The sequence below is a fragment of the Clostridium saccharoperbutylacetonicum N1-4(HMT) genome (genome assembly GCF_000340885.1).
In the GTDB taxonomy this organism is placed as follows: Bacteria; Bacillota; Clostridia; order Clostridiales; family Clostridiaceae; genus Clostridium; species Clostridium saccharoperbutylacetonicum.
In genome coordinates, this window is sequence record NC_020291.1 from 1,894,172 (window position 1) to 1,919,737 (window position 25,566).

At 30.7% G+C, this 25,566-nt stretch carries 23 protein-coding genes; 21 read left to right on the forward strand and 2 right to left on the reverse strand.

The features are described 5' to 3' along the window. Positions 1 to 26: 26 nt before the first annotated feature. Entirely contained in the window at positions 27 to 1,010 is a 984-nt protein-coding gene (locus tag CSPA_RS08410) for an NAD(P)/FAD-dependent oxidoreductase (RefSeq protein WP_015391810.1), read from the reverse strand. Positions 1,011 to 1,331: 321 nt separating this feature from the next. Between CSPA_RS08410 and CSPA_RS08415 the strand changes: the two genes are divergently transcribed. From CSPA_RS08415 to CSPA_RS08475, 14 genes are all read left to right on the forward strand, one after another. Next, positions 1,332 to 1,592 (forward strand): SHOCT domain-containing protein, encoded by a 261-nt coding sequence (locus CSPA_RS08415; protein WP_015391811.1) that lies wholly within the window; start codon positions 1,332 to 1,334, stop codon positions 1,590 to 1,592. 96 nt (positions 1,593 to 1,688) lie between these two features. Then, positions 1,689 to 2,405 (forward strand): response regulator transcription factor, encoded by a 717-nt coding sequence (locus CSPA_RS08420; RefSeq protein ID WP_015391812.1) that lies wholly within the window; start codon positions 1,689 to 1,691, stop codon positions 2,403 to 2,405. Then, positions 2,402 to 3,805 (forward strand): sensor histidine kinase, encoded by a 1,404-nt coding sequence (locus CSPA_RS08425; RefSeq protein ID WP_015391813.1) that lies wholly within the window; start codon positions 2,402 to 2,404, stop codon positions 3,803 to 3,805. Before CSPA_RS08420 ends, CSPA_RS08425 begins: the two co-directional genes overlap by 4 nt. An 895-nt stretch (positions 3,806 to 4,700) precedes the next feature. Next, positions 4,701 to 4,910 carry a FeoA family protein gene (locus tag CSPA_RS08430; RefSeq protein WP_015391814.1) on the forward strand — a complete coding sequence of 70 codons (210 nt, stop codon included), beginning with the start codon at positions 4,701 to 4,703 and terminating at the stop codon, positions 4,908 to 4,910. Positions 4,911 to 4,927: 17 nt separating this feature from the next. Beyond that, positions 4,928 to 5,149, forward strand: coding sequence for a FeoA family protein (locus CSPA_RS08435; protein WP_015391815.1), 222 nt, complete (start codon positions 4,928 to 4,930; stop codon positions 5,147 to 5,149). Between the two features lie 17 nt (positions 5,150 to 5,166). Then, positions 5,167 to 7,314, forward strand: a complete 2,148-nt coding sequence (gene feoB, locus CSPA_RS08440; RefSeq protein WP_015391816.1) for a ferrous iron transport protein B — start codon at positions 5,167 to 5,169, stop codon at positions 7,312 to 7,314. 61 nt (positions 7,315 to 7,375) lie between these two features. Beyond that, positions 7,376 to 7,537 (forward strand): FeoB-associated Cys-rich membrane protein, encoded by a 162-nt coding sequence (locus tag CSPA_RS29075; RefSeq protein WP_015391817.1) that lies wholly within the window; start codon positions 7,376 to 7,378, stop codon positions 7,535 to 7,537. A 78-nt stretch (positions 7,538 to 7,615) separates the two neighbouring features. Then, positions 7,616 to 7,864 carry a hypothetical protein gene (locus CSPA_RS08445; protein WP_017810752.1) on the forward strand — a complete coding sequence of 83 codons (249 nt, stop codon included), beginning with the start codon at positions 7,616 to 7,618 and terminating at the stop codon, positions 7,862 to 7,864. Positions 7,865 to 8,064: 200 nt separating this feature from the next. Next, on the forward strand, positions 8,065 to 9,207 hold the full coding sequence (locus CSPA_RS08450; RefSeq protein WP_015391819.1) for an ROK family transcriptional regulator: 1,143 nt from the start codon (positions 8,065 to 8,067) through the stop codon (positions 9,205 to 9,207). A 45-nt stretch (positions 9,208 to 9,252) separates the two neighbouring features. Continuing rightward, positions 9,253 to 10,029, forward strand: coding sequence for a prolipoprotein diacylglyceryl transferase (gene lgt, locus CSPA_RS08455; protein WP_015391820.1), 777 nt, complete (start codon positions 9,253 to 9,255; stop codon positions 10,027 to 10,029). 178 nt (positions 10,030 to 10,207) lie between these two features. Beyond that, on the forward strand, positions 10,208 to 11,026 hold the full coding sequence (locus CSPA_RS08460; protein WP_015391821.1) for a sulfite exporter TauE/SafE family protein: 819 nt from the start codon (positions 10,208 to 10,210) through the stop codon (positions 11,024 to 11,026). Positions 11,027 to 11,489: 463 nt separating this feature from the next. Next, positions 11,490 to 12,668, forward strand: a complete 1,179-nt coding sequence (locus tag CSPA_RS08465; RefSeq protein WP_015391822.1) for an acetyl-CoA C-acetyltransferase — start codon at positions 11,490 to 11,492, stop codon at positions 12,666 to 12,668. A 531-nt stretch (positions 12,669 to 13,199) separates the two neighbouring features. Further along, positions 13,200 to 13,877: a cytochrome c biogenesis CcdA family protein gene (locus CSPA_RS08470; protein ID WP_015391823.1), complete on the forward strand. Its 678-nt coding sequence runs from the start codon at positions 13,200 to 13,202 to the stop codon at positions 13,875 to 13,877. A 9-nt stretch (positions 13,878 to 13,886) separates the two neighbouring features. Beyond that, positions 13,887 to 14,444, forward strand: coding sequence for a TlpA family protein disulfide reductase (locus tag CSPA_RS08475; RefSeq protein WP_015391824.1), 558 nt, complete (start codon positions 13,887 to 13,889; stop codon positions 14,442 to 14,444). A 61-nt stretch (positions 14,445 to 14,505) separates the two neighbouring features. Here CSPA_RS08475 and CSPA_RS08480 read toward each other — a convergent pair whose 3' ends face one another. Beyond that, positions 14,506 to 15,444: a LysR family transcriptional regulator gene (locus CSPA_RS08480; RefSeq protein ID WP_015391825.1), complete on the reverse strand. Its 939-nt coding sequence runs from the start codon at positions 15,442 to 15,444 to the stop codon at positions 14,506 to 14,508. 866 nt (positions 15,445 to 16,310) lie between these two features. Between CSPA_RS08480 and CSPA_RS08485 the strand changes: the two genes are divergently transcribed. The 7 genes from CSPA_RS08485 to CSPA_RS08515 all read left to right on the forward strand — a co-directional run bounded on the left by CSPA_RS08485 (position 16,311) and on the right by CSPA_RS08515 (position 25,381). Then, positions 16,311 to 17,819, forward strand: coding sequence for an FAD-dependent oxidoreductase (locus CSPA_RS08485; protein WP_313885896.1), 1,509 nt, complete (start codon positions 16,311 to 16,313; stop codon positions 17,817 to 17,819). A gap of 232 nt (positions 17,820 to 18,051) precedes the next feature. After that, positions 18,052 to 18,999, forward strand: coding sequence for a flavodoxin family protein (locus CSPA_RS08490; protein WP_015391827.1), 948 nt, complete (start codon positions 18,052 to 18,054; stop codon positions 18,997 to 18,999). Between the two features lie 155 nt (positions 19,000 to 19,154). Further along, positions 19,155 to 19,706, forward strand: a complete 552-nt coding sequence (locus CSPA_RS08495) for a DUF1097 family protein (RefSeq protein ID WP_015391828.1) — start codon at positions 19,155 to 19,157, stop codon at positions 19,704 to 19,706. Positions 19,707 to 20,336: 630 nt separating this feature from the next. Further along, positions 20,337 to 23,036, forward strand: a complete 2,700-nt coding sequence (locus CSPA_RS08500) for a sigma-54-dependent transcriptional regulator (RefSeq protein WP_015391829.1) — start codon at positions 20,337 to 20,339, stop codon at positions 23,034 to 23,036. Positions 23,037 to 23,235: 199 nt separating this feature from the next. Next, positions 23,236 to 23,553: a PTS sugar transporter subunit IIA gene (locus CSPA_RS08505; protein WP_015391830.1), complete on the forward strand. Its 318-nt coding sequence runs from the start codon at positions 23,236 to 23,238 to the stop codon at positions 23,551 to 23,553. Between the two features lie 171 nt (positions 23,554 to 23,724). Next, the gene (locus CSPA_RS08510) at positions 23,725 to 24,030 is read left to right on the forward strand and encodes a PTS sugar transporter subunit IIB (RefSeq protein ID WP_015391831.1); all 306 of its coding nucleotides are present in this window, start codon (positions 23,725 to 23,727) and stop codon (positions 24,028 to 24,030) included. Positions 24,031 to 24,112: 82 nt separating this feature from the next. Next, positions 24,113 to 25,381: a PTS sugar transporter subunit IIC gene (locus CSPA_RS08515; protein ID WP_015391832.1), complete on the forward strand. Its 1,269-nt coding sequence runs from the start codon at positions 24,113 to 24,115 to the stop codon at positions 25,379 to 25,381. The last annotated feature ends 185 nt before the right edge of the window (positions 25,382 to 25,566 follow it).

A 25,566-nucleotide genomic window follows, 5' to 3' on the forward strand; every position in this document is an offset into this window, starting at 1 on the left:
AATATTTATTCCTCCTTGAATAATTTCTATAATTTGTTTTGATTAATATATTCATTGATTGCAAGTGCGGCAATAGCACCATCGCTTGCAGCAATAATAATTTGTTTATACATCGAATTTGTTATATCACCAGCAGCGAAAATCCCTGGTATATTAGTTTCTTTTCTTTCATTAGTGATAATTTCTCCACGTTCATTGAGCTTTAAAATATCTTTAAAAGGACCTATATTAGGTGTATGGCCTATTTCTATAAATATTCCATCGCCTTTTAAGCGGAATTGTTTAAGCGTTTCGGTATTTTCAAGTGATAGCCCTGTCATAACATCATCACCTGTAATTTCTAATATCTTTGTTTTTAAATATACAGATATTTTGGAATGACTATAAAGTTGATCCACTAAAATTTTATCTGCCCTTAACTGGCTTCTGTGAATTAAAGTTACAGAATTTGCAAATTTAGCAATATCGAGTGCTGCTTCGACAGCTGAATTACCGCCACCAGCAATGAATACATTTCTATTTTTAAATAGAGGAGCATCACATATTGCGCAATAAGCAACGCCTTTGCCAGCATACTTAATTTCACCAGGTACATCTAATTGTCGAGGTTTTGAGCCTGTGGCAACCAATAATGTTTTGGTTTTATAAGTTTCACCAGTTGATAATACAATCTGGTGTATTAAATTATCAGAAAAAGTATCAATAACTTCAGTATCTTCTAGAATGGGTATTTCTAATTTTTCAACATGATTTAAAAATTCATCAACTAAGCCTTCGCCACTAATGTTTGCAAAACCTAGATAGTTATCAACGGTAGAAGTATCAAGGATTTGACCACCTTTTCTTTTTGTAATAATTGCAACATCAAGTCCTTTACGTTTTGCATATAAAGCGGCATTAAGTCCAGCTGGACCAGCTCCGATAATTAGTAAATCATAGATGTTGTCAGGTTCAAGCTCTGGCTGACTTCTAAATATATCTGCAGTACTGAAGGATAAATTAAAATCCATATAAATCCCTCCTTATTCAAAAAAATTTTAACAAAATATTATTAATAGATTTGTGACAAAGTCACAGAAAAAAATATTTTAATTTTATATAGTTAATTTTATATGAATTTTTAAAATTCAAAAAATTTTAAAAGTTCTTTCTTAATATTAATTATACACAAAAAAACTTAATGTTAAAGAAAAAACGAAATAAAAATCATAATTTGTAATAATAAGGGATAACATATAATTAATTTATCTTCATAATTCCCCCACATTTCCTTTATATAATAAATATATAGAAAGCAATACATTATAATATGCGTAAAGGAGGAAATAGTTATGTTTTGTAGTAATTTTGGAGGACGTGGTGGCTTTGGACCAGGTAATGCTATGGGATATGAAGGAATGTTTTTAGGAATGGGCTTTAGATTATTGATATTTATTTTAGTAATATTTATAGGTATAAAATTATATAAAGAATTTATCAATAAATCTAATTCAGCCTTAAAGATACTTAATGAAAAATATGCAGGTGGAGAAATTAGCGAGGAAGAATATATAAAGAGAAGAAATATACTTTTAGACAGAAAAATTAAGTAAAACATAAGGACTAGAGTAAGGTAATTTAAAATAATCTATACTCTAGTCTTTTTTATAGCTATATAATATAGTCATAGGATAAAGGCGGTGAGAGAATTGAGTAATAACTTTAAAATATTAGTTGTTGATGATGAACAAAATATATTAGATGTAGTTAAGGCATACCTTGAAAAGGAAAACTTTGAAGTTATTTCTGCAATGGATGGAAGGACAGCAATAGATATATTTAATAGTGGCAACATTGATCTTATAATTTTGGATTTAATGCTTCCAGGGCTAACAGGTGAAGAAGTATGTAGAAGAATTAGAGCAAGTTCCAGCGTACCAATAATCATGCTTACAGCTAAAGCAGAAGAAGATGAAAAAATAGAAGGAATATCAATAGGAGCTGATGACTATTTAACAAAGCCCTTCAGTGTACGTGAACTTGTTGCAAGGGTTAGGGCTTTACTTAGAAGAACCTATAAGAATTTTGCACCTATGGCTGATATATTAACCTTTAACAATAAGGATTTAGAAGTTGATATAAAAAAAATGCTTGTTAAAAAAGAAGGCAAACTTGCCAGTTTAACAACAAATGAATTTAAAATATTAACTATTTTTATCATGAACCCTGAAAAAGTATTTTCAAGAGAAGAATTAGTAGAAAGAGCTTTTGGAGGGGAGTATGAAGGTTTTGACAGAACAGTAGATACATATATTAAAAATATTCGCCAAAAAATAGAAAGTAATCCTAAGGAACCTGTATACATAGTAACACTATATGGAATTGGCTATAAATTTAAACCAAATGCTGAAGAGGTGAAGAAATGAAAATATCTTTAGTAAAAAAATTATCCTTAGGTTTTATTTTAGCTGTTTTAGGGTCAATTATCTTGGTAAGTGTTATTTCCAATTACACAGTAGGAAGTAAATTTAAAAATTATTTAGTTGATGAGCATAATGCAAAGGTAGAAAATGTTGTTAAAATTATAGATGAATTATATAGTACACAAAATGGAAACAGCAAAATAAACACAGATGAAATACAGAGATATGCTGAGTTGCAAGAGATGTATATAGAAATTAAAGATATAAACAACAATACAATTTATTCTTCAGGAAAAGCTCATTTGCAGCATAAAAATATGATGGGGTCTATGATGGGCGGAGGAATGATGCGAAATTTTTCCGGCATTAATGTTGGAGAATATAATGAAAATAAATATCCTTTAACTGTTAATGATAAAAATGTTGGAAGCATAATTGTAGGCTATTTTGGAACTTCTTATTTATCTTCTGCATCAGTAACCTTTGTCAGTACTTTAAATCATTCCTTTATGATATCAGCTTTAGCAGCATTAGTCTTTGGAATTATTCTTAGTGTAGTTATTTCAAGGCAAATATCAAAGCCTCTAGCTAAGATAACAGAAACGGCAAATTTAATGAGAAATGGTGAGTTGAGTGTTAGGGTAAAGACTAATTCAAATACAAAAGAAATAATTGAACTTTCAAATTCTATAAATTACCTTGCAGAAACTTTAAGTAATCAAGAAATGCTTAGGAAGAGAATGACTTCAGATATGGCTCATGAACTTAGAACTCCATTAACTACCTTAAAGACTCATGTAGAAGCTTTTATGGATGGAATTTGGGAACCAACTAATGAACGGTTTGAAATTTTTTATGAGGAAATAGAAAGACTAACTAAAATGGTGGATAATCTACGAGATTTAGCAAAGCTCGAACAAATGAATATGAGCTTAAGCAAAAGTAAAATTAATGTTTCAGCTGAAATAGAGAAAATTATAGATAATTATAAACCTATTTATAATAAAGAGAATTATGAATTAATCAGCAGCATAGTTCCAGATATAACAGGAATGATAGATAAAGATAAATTGGTGCAGATTATGAATAACTTACTTTCAAATGCTTATAAATATTTGAAGGATAAAGGAAAAGTTACAGTTATATTAAAAAAAGAGAAGGATAATATTATAATTAAAGTTAGGGATAACGGGTTAGGAATACCTGAAAAAGATCTTCCTTACATTTTTGAACGTTTATATAGAAGTGATATATCTAGAAATAAAAATACGGGAGGCTCAGGTATAGGGCTTACAATAACAAAAGCTTTTGTTGAAGCTCATGGAGGGAAGATCGAAGTAGAAAGTGAAGTGAACGTTGGTACCACCTTTACAATAGTACTTCCAGGATTAATAAAAGAATAATATAAGTATATATGTTGCAAAAAGAATTGTTCAAAATTTAAAGATTTTAAAAGGAAATCAACATTAATTAATTATTGAGTGTTGAACCTTGATAATTTAAATATATATTGTTAATGAAATAAGAAGGAATGGAACTTGAATTGATTTGAGTTCCATTTTTTTATTGGAGTAAAGTTTAAAAAACTTAAAGATATCCAAAGCAAAAATTAGATTTATGCAACAATTACCGAAATCAGATACATTTATCTTCCACAGGACTAGTGAAATTTTCGCTGGAAGGTTCTAAATGACCGCTTGTCGTCATTTTAGCATGTTCCAGATGTAAAAGCTCCAAGGAGAAAGTTCATGTTTCCAAATATAAAATTTGGACACTTACTTTTTGGACATTCACTTTTGGACAAGCTGAAATGAAACAAGCCCCTATTAAGAACCATCATCAGCTCAATTTCACATGCCTGCTTCCAGCAAAATGTATCTAATTTCTAGTGTAGTGTTACGATTATAATTTCTCAATGATGCATGTATATTCCATTTATAAGTTTGATTCTTAAATTTGATATCTATATTTAAAGTAAATATATAAAGGTCTATTAAGTGGTAGTTGAGAATTGAAATTATGGCAAAATGATATATTAATAAAAAAGTATATAGAATTAATAAATAAAATGAAAATAAGTTAAAAATACAACGTTATCAATGATAAAAATGCATTTTGAGAAAATATGAATGAAAATCATTTTCAATAAGTAAAAAGAGTGGTATCATATAAGTGTAGTGATTGATATAAAGTATCAATTGAATGGAATTATTAATTTAAATTTTTTTGTAGTTTAAGTACTGGATTTAACTAAAACTATGATTTAACTATATGAAAATAGAATAGGGGGAGATTTGTATGCCATTGATACTAGCAGACAAAGGTAATGAAATGAATATTAAAAAAATTACTGGAAATGATGAAACAAAAAGATTTTTAAATAGCTTAGGTTTAGTTATTGGAGAAAGCATAAAGGTTATTTCTGAACTTGGAGGAAATCTCATAATCAGTGTAAAGGACAGTAGAGTTGCATTAGATAAAAGTTTAGCAAGCAGAATAATAGTTTAGGAAGGAATGGAATTATAATGAGTTCTTTAAAAGAAATAAAATGTGGAGAAACAGTTAAAGTAAAAAAGGTTGATGGGCTTGGAGCTGTTCGCAGACGTATCATGGATATGGGAATTACAAGAGGTTGTGAAGTTTATGTTCGTAAGGTAGCGCCACTTGGAGATCCAATCGAAGTTACAGTTAGAGGCTATGAATTATCACTTCGTAAAGCTGATGCTGAAATGATAATTGTAGAGTAAGATTAGGGGGAATAGAAATGTCAATTAAAATAGGTTTAGCAGGTAATCCTAACTGCGGTAAAACAACTATGTTTAATGAACTTACAGGTTCATCTCAATATGTTGGAAACTGGCCAGGGGTTACAGTTGAAAAAAAAGGTGGTAAATTAAAAGGTCATAAGGATGTTGAAATTGTAGATTTACCAGGTGTATATTCTTTATCACCATATACTCTTGAAGAAGTTGTAACTCGTAATTTTATGTTAAATGATAAGCCTGATGCAGTAATTAATATAATAGATGCATCTAACATTGAAAGAAACTTATATTTAACAACTCAAATTTTAGAGCTTGGAATACCAACAGTTATAGCTCTTAATATGATGGATATTGTTCAGAAAAATGGTCATAAAATTGATATAAATAAATTATCAAAAACTCTTGGCTGCCCTGTAGTTGAAACTTCTGCCCTTAAAGGTGAAGGTATTAAATTAGCAGCAGAAAAAGCAATTGAGGTCGCTAATTCAAATAATAAACCTAAATTTGCATTACAATATTCAAAGGAAGCAAATGACGCTTTCAAAAAAATTGAAGAAATCATAACTAAAAATATTTCAATTGAAGGAATAGAGAAACGTTGGCTTTCAGTTAAACTTTTTGAAAGAGATGAAAATATAATTGAAAAGTTAAAAATTTCTAAAGATATATTAGATGAAGTTGAGATCTTAATTACTGAATGTGAAACTGAACTTGATGATGATAGTGAAAGTATTGTTACAGGTGATAGATATGCATTTATTGGGGAAGTAGTTTCAGCTGCTGTTAAAAAGAATAGTAATATTAAGGAAACAACTTCTGATAGAATAGATAAAATTGTAACTAATAGATTTTTAGCTTTACCTATTTTTGTGGCTATAATGTATGTTGTGTATTATATTGCAATAACAATAGGAACAATAGGAACTGACTGGATAAATGACACCTTGTTTGGAGAAATAATTCAAGGAAATGTTTCTGATTGGATGGCAGGTGCAGGAGTTGCAGATTGGTTACAAGGATTAATATCAAGTGGAATAATTAGTGGTGTTGGAACTGTTATCGGGTTTGTTCCACAAATAGCTTTATTGTTCTTATTCTTATCTATCCTTGAAGATTGTGGATATATGTCGCGTGTTGCTTTTATAATGGATAGAATTTTCCGTAAGTTTGGTTTATCAGGAAAATCATTTATACCAATGTTAATTAGTTCAGGCTGCGGTGTACCTGGTATAATGTCTACTCGTACAATGGAAAATGAAAGAGATAGAAAAATGACTATTATGTTAACTACTTTTATTCCATGTAGTGCTAAGCTTCCAGTAATAGCTTTAATAGCTTCAGCCTTCTTTGATGATGCAACTTGGGTTGCTCCATCAGCTTACTTCTTAGGAATAATTATGATTGTTTCTTGTGGTATCATTTTAAAGAAAACTAGATTGTTTTCAGGTGATCCATCACCATTTGTTATGGAACTTCCACAATATCATATTCCAGGTTTAAAGAGTGTTATGATTCATATGTGGGATAGAGTAACAGCTTTTATGAAAAAAGCAGCAACAATTATTCTTGTTTCTTGTTCGGCAGTATGGTTCTTACAGACCTTTAACTGGTCGTTTGAAATGGTTGATGCAGATAATAGTATACTAGCTAGTATAGGAAATGTTGTAGCACCTATATTTGCACCGCTTGGTTTTGGAAATTGGCAGTCAGCAGTTGCAACTGTAACTGGACTTGTAGCTAAAGAAAATCTTGTTGGTACATTTGGAGTTTTATATGGAATTGATGGTGCGTCAGAAACTGATCCAGCTTTAATTAGTAATATTGGAGTAATGTTTACAGCAGCAAGTGGCTTTGCATTTATGGCCTTTAACTTACTTTGCGCTCCTTGTTTTGCAGCAATTGGTGCGATAAGACGTGAAATGGGAAATTGGAAATGGACATTCATTACTTTAGGTTTCCAAACTGGAACTGCATATATAGTTGCCTTAGTTATTAATCAAGTGGGAAATTATATATTAGGAACAGGAAGTTTAATTGGCGCAGTAGTATCTGTAATTATTGCAGTTGGTGTTGTGGCAATAGTTATACTAACTGGAAGAAATACTAAAGAAAAAGAAGTTAAGGGACAATTGAGTTATACAAGATAATAAAGAAAAAAGGCAGTGTTCATTCACTGCCTCAAATTTTAGAAATAGGAGAGTGGTATTTATGATAGCAACAATAGTATTAAGTGCAATTATATTTGGATTTATAGCATTTGTAATTGGTAAACAAATCAAAAAAGCTAAAAGTGGTGAAAGTGGCTGTGGATGTGGCTGTAGTGGTTGCTCTTCAAGCGATTCGTGTCATGGAATTAAAATAAAAAATTGATAAAAATAATTATGACACTTCATATATTTTTATGTTATAATAGCATTACTCTGAATATTTTGTGAGGTGACATATTTAGTGGATAATGAAATTCTAGAGATACTAAAACAAATGCAAAAGGACCAGCAGGAAATGAAAGCTGATATTAAAAGTATTAATGGAAGATTAGACAGAATAGAATCTGACATAAAAGACATAAAAGTTGATACTGGTTCGATTAAAGTGAATATAAAAGAAACTAGAGAAGATGCAAGAAGTTCAGAACTAGCAACAGCACAAAATAGTTTTGAGATAGCACAAATAAAAATGCGTATGAAAATGGCGTAAGTATAAAATTGAAATATTAGTATTATAGATAGGTTAGGGAGTAAGAGAGCTCCCTAGCCATTTTTTTTGCAATTTTCAGTGGACAACATTAATTCTGGGGCCTTTTAAAATATGTTTTTTATAAAGTTCGAAAAAATTTAACATATATACTTATTTCTAAAATGGTTAAAAGGTGATATTCTTAAGTAAGGAGAAAGGAAGTGGATTTCTTGAAAACATATAAGGGCTTTGAAGCATTAGATGAAAGATGTAAATATATTTTTAGTGTTCTACAAGAAAAGGGGCCTATTACTAAAAACGAATTAATAGATATGACAAAAATTAAGTTAACCACATTAAATAGAAGTCTTAAGATATTACTTGGTGAAAAACTAATTGTAGAAAGTGAAATTGGAGAGTCTACAGGAGGAAGAAAACCAAGCTTATATGATGTAAATAAAGAGGAATATTATCTTATAGGGCTTGATATATCCAGAATATACACAAAAATAGTTATAACAAATTTAAAGTTGGATATAAAGGGAGAAAGATTGTTAAGTAATGAATATAATATTGACTCTATATCCGAAATTATACCTAATGCCATAGAAGAGTTAGCTGAAAAAGTGCATATTAATGATTCGTATATTGTTGGTATAGGTATAGGTATAGTTGGTGGTTTTAATGCCATTCCATTGCAGAAAGAATTAGAAAAAAAATTTGCTTCAGCAATATTTATTGATAATGGTGCTAATGCAGCAGTTATTGGAGAGTATAATTTTGGAATGGGAAAGGGCAAAAATAACATAGCATATATTAATTGTGGTGTTGGAATAAGAACTGGAATTATATCGTCAGGGGTACTAATAAGAACAATTAATAATTTAGAGGATGCCTTTGGACATATGATTGTAGAAGCAAATGGACAAAAGTGTTCTTGTGGAAATTATGGATGTATAGAAAGTTATGTATCTATATTAAACATAACAGATAAATTTATAGAAGAAATTAAAGGGAGTAAAGCATTAGCTTTAAAGAAAAATTTAAACCACATAAATTACATGGATGTTTGCAGTTTAGCAGAAAGAAAAAATGAAATTGCTGAAAATATCATTAAAAATTCAGCTTTATATTTTGGAATTGGACTTGCAAATTATATAAAATTATTCAATCCAGAACTAATAATTTTAAGTGGGCCATTAATACAACATTCAAAGTTGTTTTATGATAAAGCAAAAGAAATTGCTACTCAAAAGTGTCATATAAAAGATACACGCATTAAATTTAGCAAAGGAGGATACTTTGAAGATAATTCTATAGCAGTGGGAGCATGTGCTATGGTTATAGAAAAAATACTAAATTAATCCGTTTAGCGCCGGCTACACGAGAAATGATAAGGATGTGAAATTATGAATCCAACAGCGTTTTCAATTGGAGGCTTTGATGTAAGATGGTATGGAATATTAATTGCAACAGGAATTGTACTAGGGATATTAATCTCACAATATAATTGCAAGTGGAGAGAAGTTGATTATGAAAATTTATTAAATATTGTACTATGGTCACTGCCAATTGGGATTGTAGGGGCAAGATTGTATTATGTTATATTTGAATTTGATAATTATAAAAATAATATTATAGATGCTTTTAACATAAGAAATGGAGGCTTGGCTATACATGGAGGGCTTATTTTTGCTATAGGAACAGCCTTGATTTATACAAAAGTCAAAAAATTAAACTTTATACAATTTGCAGATGTTGCAGCACCTTCAATTATTTTGGCCCAAGCCTTAGGGAGATGGGGGAATTTCTTTAACCAAGAAGCTCATGGGGATGCAGTAAGCTATGAATTTATTAAACATTTTCCTATGTTCATACAAAAGGGAATGAATATACAAGGAGTTTATTATAATCCTACGTTCTTATATGAATCTGTTTGGAATATTAGTGTTTTCGTAATATTAATGCTTTTACTTAGAAAGAGTAAAAAGAATGGAATTGTATTTATGACATATATTGGACTATATTCAATAGGACGATTTGTAATTGAAGGTATGAGAACTGATAGCTTGATGCTTGGAAATATTAGAATGGCTCAGTTTGTAAGTTTAACAGGAGTTATAGCTTGGATAATTTTTTTAGCAGTAAGTTATTATAGAGTAGGACTTAAGACAAGTAGAAATTGATTTAATTATATTTTAGAAATCTCTTAAGGGGTTTCTAAAAATATGAAAACTTATCACCAAAATGGTTAAAAGTATGGTATAATATTTAATAAAGGATTTGTAAATTAATATAATGAGAAAGTTGAGATTGGTCAATAGATACTAAAAATTATAAGTAATATGGAAGAAGGTCTTAAATTTGTTGCAATTTTTATGGTTAACCCCGTTAGGTTTCCTTGTTGGTGCCTTTGGAACTTTAATAGGAGCTGGTGGAGGATTTATTTTAGTGCCTATATTATTGCTGTTATATCCGGATAAAAGTCCAGATACAATAACTAGTATTTCATTAACAGTTGTATTTTTTAATGCATTATCTGGCTCTTTTGCATATTATAAAATGAAGCGTATAGATTATAAATCTGGAATAGTTTTTGCAATTGCAACACTGCCAGGTTCAATATTAGGTTCAATAATAACCTCATATGTACCAAGACAACTTTTTAATGGAATATTTGGAGTGATATTAGTTGTAGTAGGAATATTTTTGATATTTAAGACTAAAAATGAAACAAAAGAAACTACTATAGCAGTAAAGAATGGATACGTAACAAGAACAGTAATTGATGTTGAAGGAAATGAACATACATTTTCCTACAATCCTATAACAGGGATTGTTGTAAGTGTATTTGTAGGATTTATGTCCAGCTTTTTAGGAATAGGTGGAGGAATAATACATGTTCCTGTACTAGTTAATCTTTTAAATTACCCTGTACATATTGCAACTGCAACTTCCCATTTTGTTTTAGCAGTAATGTCCTTTTCAGGGACAGCAGTTCATGTAGTAAATGGAGTGCTTCAATCTAGCATTATACAGACAGTGGCCTTATCAATAGGAGTATTATTTGGAGCACAGATAGGTGCAAGATTTTCTAAGAAAATCTGTGGGACAGCAATAATTAAAAGTCTTGCAGTTGCTTTAGCTATTGTGGGAGTAAGAATATTTATTATGGCCTTTTAAAGTGATATAAAAATATTGTAATAAGAATTATGGATAGTATTTTGAAGAAATGCTATCCATAATTTTTTAGTTTAAAATAGAGTTATGTGAAAATATAATACATTCCTGACTTAAAATAAATAATATAGTTAAGTTGATTTCGAATTAACATTTTCATGGGCAGAATGTTTTTGGTTAATTGAAAACAAATTTTACAAAAAAATTTGATGGCTAAATGTGGAATTTAGAACATTATACATATTTCTTGTATGAGGAAGAGTTGAAAAATTATAATTTGTGGCATGGTAATTGCTTCTTAATTGATAGTACGAACTTAAATAGAAGAGAGTATGATTGATATCAATAGAGAGAAATAGTAATAATTGCAATGATGCGTAAAGATAAAAGAGAAGCAAAGATATTAATCAGGTAACTAAGGATAAAGCAAGAGGTATTTTTAAATAATAATATAGGAGGAGCATAAATGAAAGAAGTAGTTATTGTAAGTGCTGTTAGAACTGCAGTTGGAAAGTTTGGTGGAGCTTTGAAGGAAGTTCCAGCAGCTGAACTAGGGGCATTAGTTATTAAAGAAGCGCTTAATAGAGCAAAAGTTAAACCAGAATTAGTAGATGAAGTTATAATGGGAAATGTTATACAGGCAGGTTTAGGTCAAAATGTAACTAGACAGGCTATAGTAAAAGCTGGTTTACCAGAAGAAGTTCCTGGATTTACCTTAAATAAAGTTTGTGGGTCAGGATTAAGAGCAGTAAGTTTAGCAGCTCAATTAATAAAAGCAGGAGATGCTGATGTCATAGTAGCTGGTGGTATGGAAAATATGTCAGCAGCACCATATGTACTACCAACTACAAGATGGGGACAAAGAATGGGGAATGGAACTATTGTAGATACAATGGTTAATGATGCTTTAACAGATGCTTTTGAGGGATATCATATGGGAATTACAGCAGAAAATATAGCTGAAAAATGGAATTTAACGAGGGAAATGCAAGATGAATTTGCAACAGCATCTCAACAAAAAGCACAAGCGGCTATAGAAGAAGGGATATTTAAAGCTGAGATAGTTCCAGTAGTTATAAAAACTAGAAAAGGCGAGATAGTGTTTGATACAGATGAGTTTCCGAGATTTGGAACAACTATAGAAGATTTAGCTAAGCTAAAACCAGCTTTTAAGAAAGAGGGAACTGTTACAGCTGGAAATGCTTCGGGAATAAATGATGGTGCTGCAGCTATAGTAGTTATGAGTGCTGAAAAAGCAGAAGAACTTGGCTTAAAGCCAATGGCAAAAATAGTATCTTATGGATCAAAAGGATTAGATTCAGCTATTATGGGATATGGACCATTTCACGCTACTAAGAAGGCTTTAGAGAAAGCAAATCTAACGATAGAAGATATAGATTTAATAGAAGCAAATGAAGCTTTCGCAGCTCAAAGTTTAGCTGTAGCAAAGGATTTGAATTTTGATATGAAGAAAGTTAATGTAAGTGGAGGAGCTATAGCAATTGGGCATCCAGTTGGAGCATCAGGCGCTAGGATACTTACTACTTTGCTTTATGGAATGCAAAAGAGAGATTCAAAATATGGATTAGCAACTTTATGTATAGGTGGGGGTATGGGTACTGCACTTATTGTAGAAAGATTATAATAATAGATAAATTGATACGTATAACTATTATACCTTCACAAAGAGTAAGTTGAAAAAAGTGACTTGACTTAAAGTTAAGTCGCTTTTTTATGCTTTACATAACCAAACTTGGATATTCATATGTAACTTAATCACATACAAAAATATGGAAATTATCTATAATATAAGGTGAAGAATTATATATAGATATCCCAATTAATACTCAAACTTATAAATGGAATATGTATGCATTATCAAGAAATTATAATCGTAACACTGCACTAGAAATTAGATACATTTTTCTGGAAGCAGGCATGTGAAATTGAGCTGATGATGGTTATTAGTGGAAGGTTGTTCCATTTTCTGCTTGTCATAAATTTACTTTAGGAACATGCAGAAATGGGTGCAACCTTCCACTTAGAACCTTCCAGCGAAAATTTCACTAGTCCTGTAGAAGACAAATGTATTGGATTTCGGTAATTGTTGCATAAATCTAAATTTTATGTTGTGTATCTATAGTTTAAGCAAATAAAAATATAGAAAGGATAAGAGATGGAATATTTTTTGTTATTTTTAGAAGGTATTATAACTTTTATATCACCTTGCATCTTACCACTTTTGCCTTTATATGTTTCTTATTTTATTGGAAGCAATGAAAAAGAAAAAAGAGGTAAATATGATGCATTTACAAATTCGTTGGGGTTTGTATTAGGCTTTACCATAATATTTACATTACTAGGCACATTAGCAGGAACCTTTGGAAGCTTTATTAAAGAGGAAAATTCTATTATCAACTTTTTTTGTGGATTATTAGTAATTATCTTTGGGATGAATTATATTGGAATATTTAAAATTCCATTTTTGGAAAGAAGTTTGAAGCTAAATGCACAAATAAAAAATTTGAAATTCTTATCTTCAATTCTTTTTGGAATGATTTTTGCAATAGGTTGGACACCATGTGTTGGAACTTTTTTGGGAGCAGCTCTTATGCTTGCTGTTAATGCTCAAGACGTTACAAAGGGAGCGATAATGCTTTTAATATATAGTTTGGGCTTAGGAATTCCTTTTGTGCTATGTGCCATTTTAATTGATAAAGTTAAAGAAACCTTTGATTTTATAAAGAGAAATTATAAAATTATCAATACTGTATCTGGAATAATTCTTATTGTTATTGGTATTTCTATTATGACTGGATATTTAAATAAATTACTTTCATTTTTAACTGTATAGGAGGATTTTATGAAAAAGAAAGAATTGTTAATAGCAATAATATGTTTTGTAGGATTTTTGGGAATAGCTTATATAGGCTATAACTCCTTGAGTACCTCTTATAGCCAAAAGGATACTCAGAGTCAAACAGATAATTCACAAAACAAAAAGAAAGAAAAAGACTTCGTTGTATATGATGAAAATATGAATAAAGTAAAATTATCAGATTATATAGGAAAACCAGTTATAGTAAATTTCTGGGCTATCTGGTGTCCACCTTGTCAAGATGAAATGCCAATATTCAATGAAGTTTCAAGTAAATATAAGCAAGAAGAATTGGTAGTTTTAATGGTGAATATGACTGATGGACAAAGAGAAACTGTTGATATTGCTAAGAAATATATAAGTGATAATAATTATAATATGAAGGTATTATTTGATAAAGATATTTCTGCAGCACGAAGTTATAATATTGAATCTATCCCTAGAACTTTGTTTATTGATAAAAATGGAGATATAGTTAATGATCATTTGGGAGAGATAAGTAAAAAAGAAATGGATGCTCAAATTAAAGGCCTATTAAGTTAGTGAGGCATATTATAATTAAGAAACCATAGAGAAGCACAATGCTCTATGGTTTTCTTGTAAATTATGAAGAATTTCTCTGAGGTAGTGGAGTGCCATTAAGTTCTTCTTTATTATTGAATTTTAAAAGTTCATCTTTAAAAAAATTTAATTCTATTTTTAGGTTATTTGATTTCCATACCGCAAAAATATCAGAGTCCCTTGAAGGGTTAGAATAATTATATAGGCGAATTTTTTTATCAACTGGTATTTTATTATTACAAAAGGTAACTCCATCGCCATTTTTAACAGCTAGAATTAAGGAATTCATATTCTTAGTGTATTTTACTATATTTGGGGAAAATCCATTTAGTTTGCAGGCTTCTTTAATTCTTTCAATTCCATTGGAAGATTCATCAGAAGATATAACTACGAAAGGTTCATCCAGCAAATCTTTTATTGTTAAGTTATCTAATTTAGATAAAGGATTAGAAGTTGATATGGCAATTGCAAGTTCAACTTCTTTAAAGTGAATACTTGTAATATCTTTATAGGCTGCAAGTTCGAAATATGGAACAAAGACAATATCTAAGGCCTTTGAATTTAACTTTTCACGTAGCTCCTTAAAACCATATAACTCTAAATTAATATTTATATTTGGATAAGCTTTTCGAAAAGTTTCAACTAATTCAAGAATGGATTCTTCACAGTCGAAGGTTTCAGTACTTCCAATATTTAATGTGCCTGTCGAAGTATGACTTAAGAGTTTAGCATCAGAAACGGATTGTGTAAACATTTCTTCTAAACTGCTCCATTTCTTCACAAGAGCTTGTCCGCTTGGCGTTAAGGATATAGATTGATTATTACGTATAAAAAGGGATAATCCCAATTCCTTTTCTAATATTTGTATTTGTTTACTGAGTGCAGGTTGCGAAATATATAATGATTTTGAAGCTTCAGTAAAATTTAATTTTTCTGCCATTACCAGAAAATAGTTGATTTGCTGAAAAGAAACTTTATACATGTATTCACCTGTTCCTTTCTTAAATAATTTCTAAATTATAGATATTCAAAGCAAGAATTAGACATATGCGGAACTTACCGAAATCCAATACATTTGTCTTCCACAGGACTAGTGAAATTTTCGCTGGAAGGTTCTAAATGTGGGCTTGCCATCATTTCAGCGTGTTCCAGATGTAAAATCCCCAAGGAGAAAGTTCATGTTTCCAAATATAAAATTTGGACATTCACTTTTGGACAAGCTGTAAATGAAACAAGCCATAGAGGAAACTCGACTCACGTTCGTTCGCTGAGTAAGCGATTCACACCAAATCACAGATTTGGGTTCTCTGCTTAACAACCATCATCAGCTCAATTTCACATGCCTGCTTCCAGAAAAATGTATCTGATTTCTAGTGTAGTGTTACGATTATAATTTCTCAATGATGTATGTATATTCCATTTATAAGTTTGATTATTAATTTGGATATCTATAATATGTAAGTTCTAATTAAGATTTTACATCTGACATCAAGAAATCCTAAGGGGATTTCTTGACTAATGATAATTAATAATTGAAACGTATACATAATAAATGAAAACGTTTATTTATTTGGCTATAATATATTCAAATTAATTATAAACTATTTTGGATTTGTTGAAAAGAGACATTAGTTAGCAGAGTGTAGGAAGATATTAGTTTCAAAGGTTATAAGAAAGATGTGTATAACTTTTTGTTATAAGTAGGTATGCTTTTTTGTTATTAGACTATGTATACGTTTAAATATATAATTTGGTTATAACGGATATATTTAAAAGGTGTATATGTTATAGGTATATTGTTCACAAAACAATATATTGAAATGTTTTGAATTGAAATGTTAAAAAATAATCAAAGTATACATGGAGGGATTTTTAATGAAAAGTATGGAAACAGATGTAATTGTGGTTGCAGCAGGACTTTCAGGACTTGCTGCTGCAGTATCAGCAGCAGAAAATGGTGCGAGAGTAATAATGTTTGAAAAATCTAATACAACTGGTGGAGCTGCAAATATGGGAATGGGACCACTTGGTGTAGGCTCATCAATTCAAAGAAATCAAATGGTAGCACTTACTCCAGGAGAAGCTTTTAGAAAGCATATGTATTTTACTCATTATCGTGTAGATGCTCGTATGGTTCGTGATTATTATTTTAAATCAGGAGACACTATTGATTGGCTTGTAGATATGGGAGTTGAATTTTTAGGTGTATCAAGAGCTTTTGGAGCACCAGAAAATACAAGAGCATATTCTGATGGAGAATTCACATGGCATGTTGTGAAACCAGAAGGTGGCGGAGTTCCAGGTCCTCGCGCAGCTACAACAATGACAAAGAGAATGACAGAAAAAGCAAGAGAATTAGGTGTAGAAATTATTTTTGAAACACCTGTTAATAAAATTATTATGGAAAATGGTGAAGCTGTTGGAGTAATAGCTAAAAATAAGGCTGGAGAAGAAATTGAAGCAAGAGGTAAAGCAGTTATTTTAGCTACAGGCGGCTTTGGAGATAATCCTCAAATGATTAAAGAAGAAACAGGCTATGAATTTGGAAAAACTATTTTCAATTTTGCCATCCCAGGTATGAAGGGTGATGGAATCAAAATGGCTTGGGAAGCAGGTGCAGGACATACACCATGTTCAATGGAATTAATGTATCAATTACCAGACAATATGAACCACTTCATACTTGATGGTGCGTTCCGTCAACCATGTCTTTGGGTAAATAAATTAGGACAAAGATTTATGCCAGAAGATCAAATTGCAAATACAACCTTTACTGGAAATGCAATTACTGCACAGCCTGGAATGGTAGCATATGCAATATTTGATAGTAAACTTCTTAAGAAATATAAGAAAAGAGGACCAGATATTATATCTCACGTACATCCACATGATTTATTTGATCATTTTGATGAACAGTGGGAAAAAGATCTTGAAGCTGGATATGAACCAATAGCTCAAGCAGATACAATTGAAGAACTAGCAGAAAAAGCAGGCGTTGATGTAGCAGGGTTAGTGACTCAAGTGGAAGAATACAATGATATGTGCGCTCAAGGTTTTGATGAAATATTTGAAAAAGATAGACAATATATGCAGCCAATTGAAAAAGGTCCTTTCTACATCTGCCGTCAAAATGTTGGAGCTTATGGTTCAATAGGAGGAGTACTTATTAATCATAAAACAGAAGTTATGACAGGAGATTATAAAGTGATTTCAGGGTTATATGCTGTTGGTACAGATGCATGTAACATTTTTGGAGATAGTTATCCATTTATATTATCAGGAAACACAATGGGCTTCTGTTTAAATAGTGGCCGTATTGCAGGGGAAAATGCAGCATCTAAAACAAGCGATTTTTAATTAGTTAAGGGTTTATACTTGGCAGGTGATTTAAATTACTTGCCAAGCTATTCAATAAATAAAGGGTTAGATAATAAACTATATATGATATAAAAAAGAATTGTTGAAAATTTAAAGATTTCCAAAGGAAATCGCCATTCATTGATGCCCTAAAAGGGTACCCAGTGGGGTATTGAACATTAATAATTGAAATATATAATTTATAAAAATTTAAAAGGTAAGGTGAAATAATATGAGTAAATTTAAAGTTATGGGAATTACGGCTGGAAGACATGATGGAAATTCAGAAATTTTATTAAAACAAGCACTTCTTGAATGTGAAAAAGCAGGCGCAGAAGTAATAATGGTAAATCTTCATGATTATCATATAGAAGATTGTACAGGCTGCACTGCATGTTCACAAGGAATGGCAATGGGAAAACGCGTTCCTTGTACACTAAAAGACAAAGATGATAAAGATAAACTAACTACCGCTTTACTAGAACAAGATGCAGTAATAGTTTCAGCTCCAACATATGACTTAATGCCTTCTGCTACATATTTAAAATTTGCACATAGAAATTTAGCTTATGAATCTTCCTTTTTACAATCAATCGGTGCAATAGAAAAAAGAGATAGAGTAGCTGGAATTATTTCAGCTGGAGGATCAACACGTTCTTGGCAGTCTATGGCTTTAGAATGCATGGGAGCAACTATGTTTACACATTCCTTTAAAATTGTTGATATGATTTTAGCAAAAAGAGTGCCTACTGCTGCACAATGTTTATTAAATGATGAACTTATGGAAAGAGCATCAGAAATGGGGAAAAATATAATGAAAGCCCTTGAAACACCTGTAGCTGAAAGAAAATGGTTAGGAGAGGAAGGCTTTGGATGGTGTCCGAATTGTCATTCAAATGCACTTGTAAAAGGGGAAGTGCAATGGGATGGAACATATTGGCCAATTGAATGTCAAGTATGTGGTGCAGGTGGAGACTTAGAGAAGGATGAAAAAGGAGAATGGAAGTTTGTAATAGCTGAAAATGGATTGATTCGCGACCGTATGACAGATGAAGGTCGTCAACATCATTTGGTAGAAATTGGTGAAACTCATGGGATCTTCTATGTGCCAGAAAATAGAGCGATAATCAATGAGAAAATTAAAAAATTTAAAGAATTGAAATTTCCAACAATTGAGTAATAAATAATTAAACTGTCTAAGCAGCAAAGGGACTAACTTTTCATAATGTTGATAAATATAGTAACCTAGCTGCTATTTTTCTAAGCTTATATAAAAAATGGACGTAGAAATATAATATTTAATGACTATATCGATTTTATATTGGAGGAATCATTATGAAAATTAATAGAAAAGTAAGATTAGTTCAAGCATTATATGGTTCAATTATATTAACTGTGATGATGCAGCCTATTGGAATGTTGGGTTATGGTAGTTACATATGGATGTTGTTTATGCCATTATTACTATTTTTTGCATTTGGTGCTAACTTTAAGATTATACCATCCATGATAGTCTCGTATATATGTGGAGTGGCATGGGCACTTGTTAATGGAGTTTTAGCTGGACTTCTAGGAGGTCTTCTACCAGAAACAATGGTTAATATAGCCGCACCTATAATTGTGATATTCTGTATTTTAACCGTTCATGAAAATTTCTTAGCTAAAACTATAGTTGGCAATGTACCTGCTTTATTTATGGGCTTAGCATCAACGTTTTTCTCATTCTTGATTGTTCCAGCTAATGCACCAGCTATAACACCGGTACATTTAATAGGATTTTTCTTATATGGAATTTTACTTTCAGTTATATTAGCAGGTGGTGGCTTTGCAGTGTGTAGTTTGATATTTGGTAAAGATAAAGTTATTGAAGTGTTTGAAGGAAAATAGACGAGTTTAATTGTATATATGTTGTAAAAAGAATTGTCCAACAAGTGAATTTTTAATTTTAGACAATAATAAAGTTGTAAGGAATATTACTTAAAACTCACAAATTTAATAGAATAACTTAAAGAGCTATGCACATCTGAAAAGAGTGGCTATGCCACAATACGCACCTATAAAAAGAGTGGCTATGCCACAATACGGAACTTATACACCTATAAAAAGAGCAGCTATGCTGCAACAACGGATCTTAATTATTTCAGTTAGCAGTTAACAGTTTACAATTGAGTAGAAAAGTAGATGGCTATTCCATAATACAAAATTTTCCTGAAACCAAGAACTAATTCACTTTTCCCTTTGGGATTTCTTTAATTGCAATGTATAATTTTAATTAGAATTTATATATATGAACAGCTTATATTTTTATATATACATACTCAAATTGTTTTGGAAATTGAAGTCCCTTGTGGTTCAGCTACTTATTTTTTTTGTATATATATACTCAAATACCAATTAAAAGTATTGGAATTGGAAGTATAAGATTATATAATAGTGGTTGAATAACTAAATTTTCATTAGAAAAGAATATGTTCTAATATTCATAATAAAGATGAAGTTAAGAAAGGGAATTGATTTATGAAGAGAATCGAATTAATTCTTATGAAGCTTAAAGAGAAAACGAGTACAAATCCTAATGGCTGTTCTGCAATGGAAATTGCAGAAGAATTAAAGCTTATTAGAGGAAATGTTAGTACTGATTTAAATAAGTTAGTAAGTGAAGGTAGGGCTATCAAGTTAAAAGGAAAGCCAACTTTATTTATTGCTACTGATGAAGAAAAGGATGAATCAGAAGTATCTGTAATAAATAAATTTTCAGAGGCAAACCCAAGTTTATATACTGCAATAGAACAAGCTAAAGCAGCTATATTATATCCACCTAATGGTATGAATTTATTGCTTCTTGGAGAAACTGGTGTTGGTAAATCTACTTTTGCAGGTATTATATATAAGTATGCAATTGAAATGAAGGTAATGCCTAAAGAAAGTCCCTTTATAACCTTTAACTGTGCAGATTATGCTAATAATCCTCAGTTATTACTTGGACAATTATTTGGAGTGAAAAAGGGTGCATATACAGGTGCTGATTCTGATAAGCAAGGTCTTTTAGAAAAAGCCGATGGAGGGATTTTGTTTTTAGATGAAGTTCATAGACTACCAGCAGAGGGACAGGAAATGTTTTTTACCTTTATGGATAGAGGAGTTTATAGAAGACTTGGAGAAACTGATAGTGAAAGAAGTGCAAAGGTACTTATAATAACTGCTACAACTGAAGATCCAAACATGAATTTACTTCAAACCTTTACAAGAAGAATTCCAATGGTAATAAATATACCAGCCTTAAGAAATAGGGGAATGGAAGAAAGATTTAATCTTATAAAGCAATTTATGATTGAAGAATCTGGCCGCTTAGGAAAGAGTATTAAGGTATCAGTAAATTCCTTAAAAGCCTTTTTATCTTATGATTGCCCTAATAATATAGGACAGTTAAAATCTGATATACAGCTTACTTGTGCTAAAGCTTATGCAGAATTTCTTTCTAATAGAAAAGAAGATATAAGGATTAGTAGTCTAGAATTGCAGCCTTATATAAGAGAAGGGTTATATAAAGAAGTTGAGCATAGACAATTATGGAACAAATTAATTGATATAAATAATAGATATTGTGTTTTTGACAAAAATGAAAAGCAAATGATTTTTGAAGAAAAAGAACAAAATCAAAATATTTATGAAATGTTAGAGGCAAAAACCAGGGAACTTAAAGCAAAGGGAATTGAAGGTAAACAATTTGAAGAAGAAATGGAAAGTGACATAGAAGAGTATTTTAAAAATTACATGATTAAGTTTCATAATAAGGCGGATACTGCAAATTTTGAAAACATCATTGAACCATATATTATGAGTGTAATAAAAAAAGTTGTGAACTATTGTGAAACAGAATTAAAAAGAGAGCTTGATAAGCAGATATACTATGGCTTAGCAGTTCATATAAGCAATTCTATAGATAGAATTAAAAGAAATAAAAAAATTGAAAATCCAAAGTTAAATAAGATAAGAAAAGAATATAGTAAAGAATTCAATATTGCCCTAGAAGCTTTAAAGCTAATAGAAGAAGCTATAGACAGGGAAGTTCCTATTGATGAAGCTGGATTTTTAACTATGTTTTTAATTTACAATAGCGGAAAAATAAAAAATAAACGAGATAATGTAAAGGTAATAATCATTGCCCATGGGGAAGGAACAGCTACTTGCATGGCTAATGCAGTAAATGGACTTTTAGGAACACAATATACTAAAGGAATAAATGCCCCAATAGAGGAAAAACCACAAGTTATATTAGAAAGAACTAAGGATTACATTAGGGAAAATAAAATTACCTCAGATGTTTTATTCTTAGTTGATATGGGATCTTTGGTTACCTTTGGTAAAGAAATAGAAGTAGAATTTAAAATAAAAACAAGGACAATTCCTTTGGTAAGTACTTTACATTGCATTGAAGCTACTAGAAAAGCTATGATTGGATATACTTTAGATGAAATATATAGGGATACCTTGGAGGTGAATAATCTATATGACAACAATGTATTAGATTATATTCCAGAAGCGCCTGAAGAAAGAAAGTTAGCAATCATAACAGTATGTACTACTGGCGAAGGCAGCGCTAAAGCTATGAAGGCATTACTAGAAAGAAATCTAAAGTTTGAAAATGATTTTCTAGAAATAGTTCCTGTTAATTTTATAGGAAAAGAAAGCATATATAGTAGATTAGATAAATTATCAAATAAATATGAAATAATTTGTTTAGTTAGCCCTTTTGAACTTGAAAGTGATTATATACAATATAATTTGGAAGATATCATTGAGGGCAATTGCATAGAAAATATACAGGATTTAATAAATAGAGAAAAAGTTTATGCAAGGATGGAAGAAACCTTAGAACATCAATTAAAGAACATTGAAGGTAAAGCAGTTCTTAGTGATATAAAAAGGTTCACTACAACAGTTACTAAGCTGCTAAATATAAAATTAACCTCAAATGCAGTTATAGGAATAACACTTCATATGGCAGTAATGATAGATAGATTATGTGGTGATCAAGGTGTAGACGCATATAACAACATGGATTCATGCATAAAAGAAAATTCAGAATTATATAGAATAATAAAAACTGAATGTTCAAGATTAAATACTAAGTACACAATTTATATTACAGATGATGAAATATGCTATCTCATGAATTTATTTACAATGAAAAGTAGAAAAAATAAAGCACATTGATAATGTGCTTCAAAAGGTTTTCAAAAAGTAAAGCACATAAATACTTTTTGGAAACCTTTTTTATATTAAGCTAAAAAGGCTGAAATACAGGGCTTGAAGAAATTAATAAAAAAATTTTATTAATCCTTTAAGTTGGCATGAAGATTGCTATATATATTATTGAGATGCAAATCAAATAATTAAAATAGAAGGTGAAGAAATGGATACATTATCAATGGATCAAGTAGTTATGGAATTAGTAGTTAATGGCGGACATGCAAGAAGTAAATCTATGGAAGCTATTAAAGCAGCAAAAAAAGGTGATTTTGAGTTTGCAAAGGAAAAAATAAAGGAAGCTAATGAAGCCTTAAATAACGCTCATAATTTTCAAACTAGCTTAATTCAAAAAGAAGCAGCTGGAGAAAAAGTAGAAATAAGTTTACTTATGGTGCATGCTCAAGATCATTTAATGAATGCTATGACAGTAAGAGATTTAGCAAAAGAAATGGTTTCTATGTATGAAGAGTTTAGAAAGTAGTTATTATATTTATATTGCAATTGTCAATATTCAATTCCCCACAGGGTACCCTTTTAGGGCATCAAGGATCAATTGATGACGAAGTCCCTTCAGGATTTCTTGAATTGAAGGTACAATCTTAATTAGAATTTTTATATTAAAATAAAAAGTTAAATTTTAGGAGGAATAAAAATGAGATATATAACTTTAGTTTGTGCAGCAGGTATGTCAACAAGTATATTAATGGGTAGGATGCAAGAAAGTGCAAAGAAACAAGGAATAGAAGCAAAGATTGTTGCTATGTCAGAATCAAAATTTGAGGAATATGAAGAACCAACAGAAGTTTTACTTTTAGGGCCTCAAATTGAATATATGGCAGATGAAATGAAGGAACAATATGAACCAAAGGGAATTAAAGTAGCCGTAATAGATATGATGGATTACGGAACTCTTAATGGAGAAAAAGTTTTAAAGGATGCACTTGCATTATTAGATTAATCTAGAAAATTAGGATTAATATTTTAGTGAATTGCAAAACTAATGAAAATTAAATTGGATAAATTATTGAGGAGGAATTATTATGTCAAATTTTGATGCAAAAGCTATATCTAAGAAAATATCCCCAATATTAAATAAGATTCAAAAGAGTAAATTAGCTAATGGTATTTCAGGGGGAATGATGGTTGCAATGCCTATTACACTTTTTGGTGCCTTTGCTGCATTGTTTTTAAATGTACCAATACCAGCATGGAAAGGTTTTATTGCAGCAACAGGAATTGCCTATGCCTTAAATGTAGCTATTATGTTTTCAACAAACTTTTTAGCTGTAGTTTTTGCAGTAACTATAGCAAGCAGTTATGCAAAACAATATAAAGAAGATGGAACAGTTCCATCGCTATTAGCTTTGGTTTGCTTTTTCATAGTAACGCCGTTTACTACAGAGAAAGCAGGTACTACACTCTCTATGTACTGGTTAGGGGCACCTGGTATATTTTCAGCTATGATTATTGCTATAGTATCAACTAGAGTATACATCTATATTAAGCAAAAAGGGATCACTATTAAGATGCCTTCAACTGTACCACCTGTTGTATCAAGTAGTTTTAGCAGCTTGATACCTGGTTTTGCATCTATTATTATATTTATAATTGTTGCAGCTCTTTTTGCTGCAACCCCATTTAAAACTATGCACCAATTTATATATAACTTTGTTCAAACTCCACTACAAGGGGTTGGTGGAAATATTGTATCAATAATAATTTTATGGACATTTGCACAAGTATTATGGTTCTTTGGTATTCATGGAACATTGGTTATTTATTCAGTTGTACTTCCAATATTTACAGCAATGGATGCTGCACAATTAGCAGCATACTCAGCAGGAGAAGCTCTTCCTAACATAACAGGCCGTGCATTTGTAAGTACCTATACAATGTCTGCAAGTGCTATTGGATTTACACTACTTATGTTATTTGCAGCTAAGAGTAAACAATATAAAACTTTAGGAAAGCTAACAACAATACCAGCTCTATTTGGAATTAGTGAACCATTAGTTTTTGGTACACCTTTAGTATTTAACTTTAAGTTTGTTGTTCCATTCGTATTTATGAATGCAATTAACTTAACTATTGCATATTTCTTAACAGTAGTAGGAATAATTCCAAGAGTTGCAGGAATATCTGGTATGAGTGGAATACCAATAGTAATTACTGGTTTTGTAGAAGGAAGCTGGAAGATAGCTGCATTACAAGTTGTACTTGTAGGTTTGTCAACTTTAGTGTGGTATCCATTCTTTAGAAAAGCTGATAAAGAAGCTTATGAATTAGAACAAAATACAGAAAATCAATAATATAAGCTTAAAATAAAATATAGATATCCAGCGCGAGAATTAAACTTATGTGGTAAATTACCGAAATCCAATACATTTATCTTCCACAGGACTAGTGAAATTTTCGCTGGAAGGTTCTAAATGGCGGCTTGTAGTCATTTCAGCGTGTTCCGATTGATAAATCGGACAAGCTGAAATGAAACAAG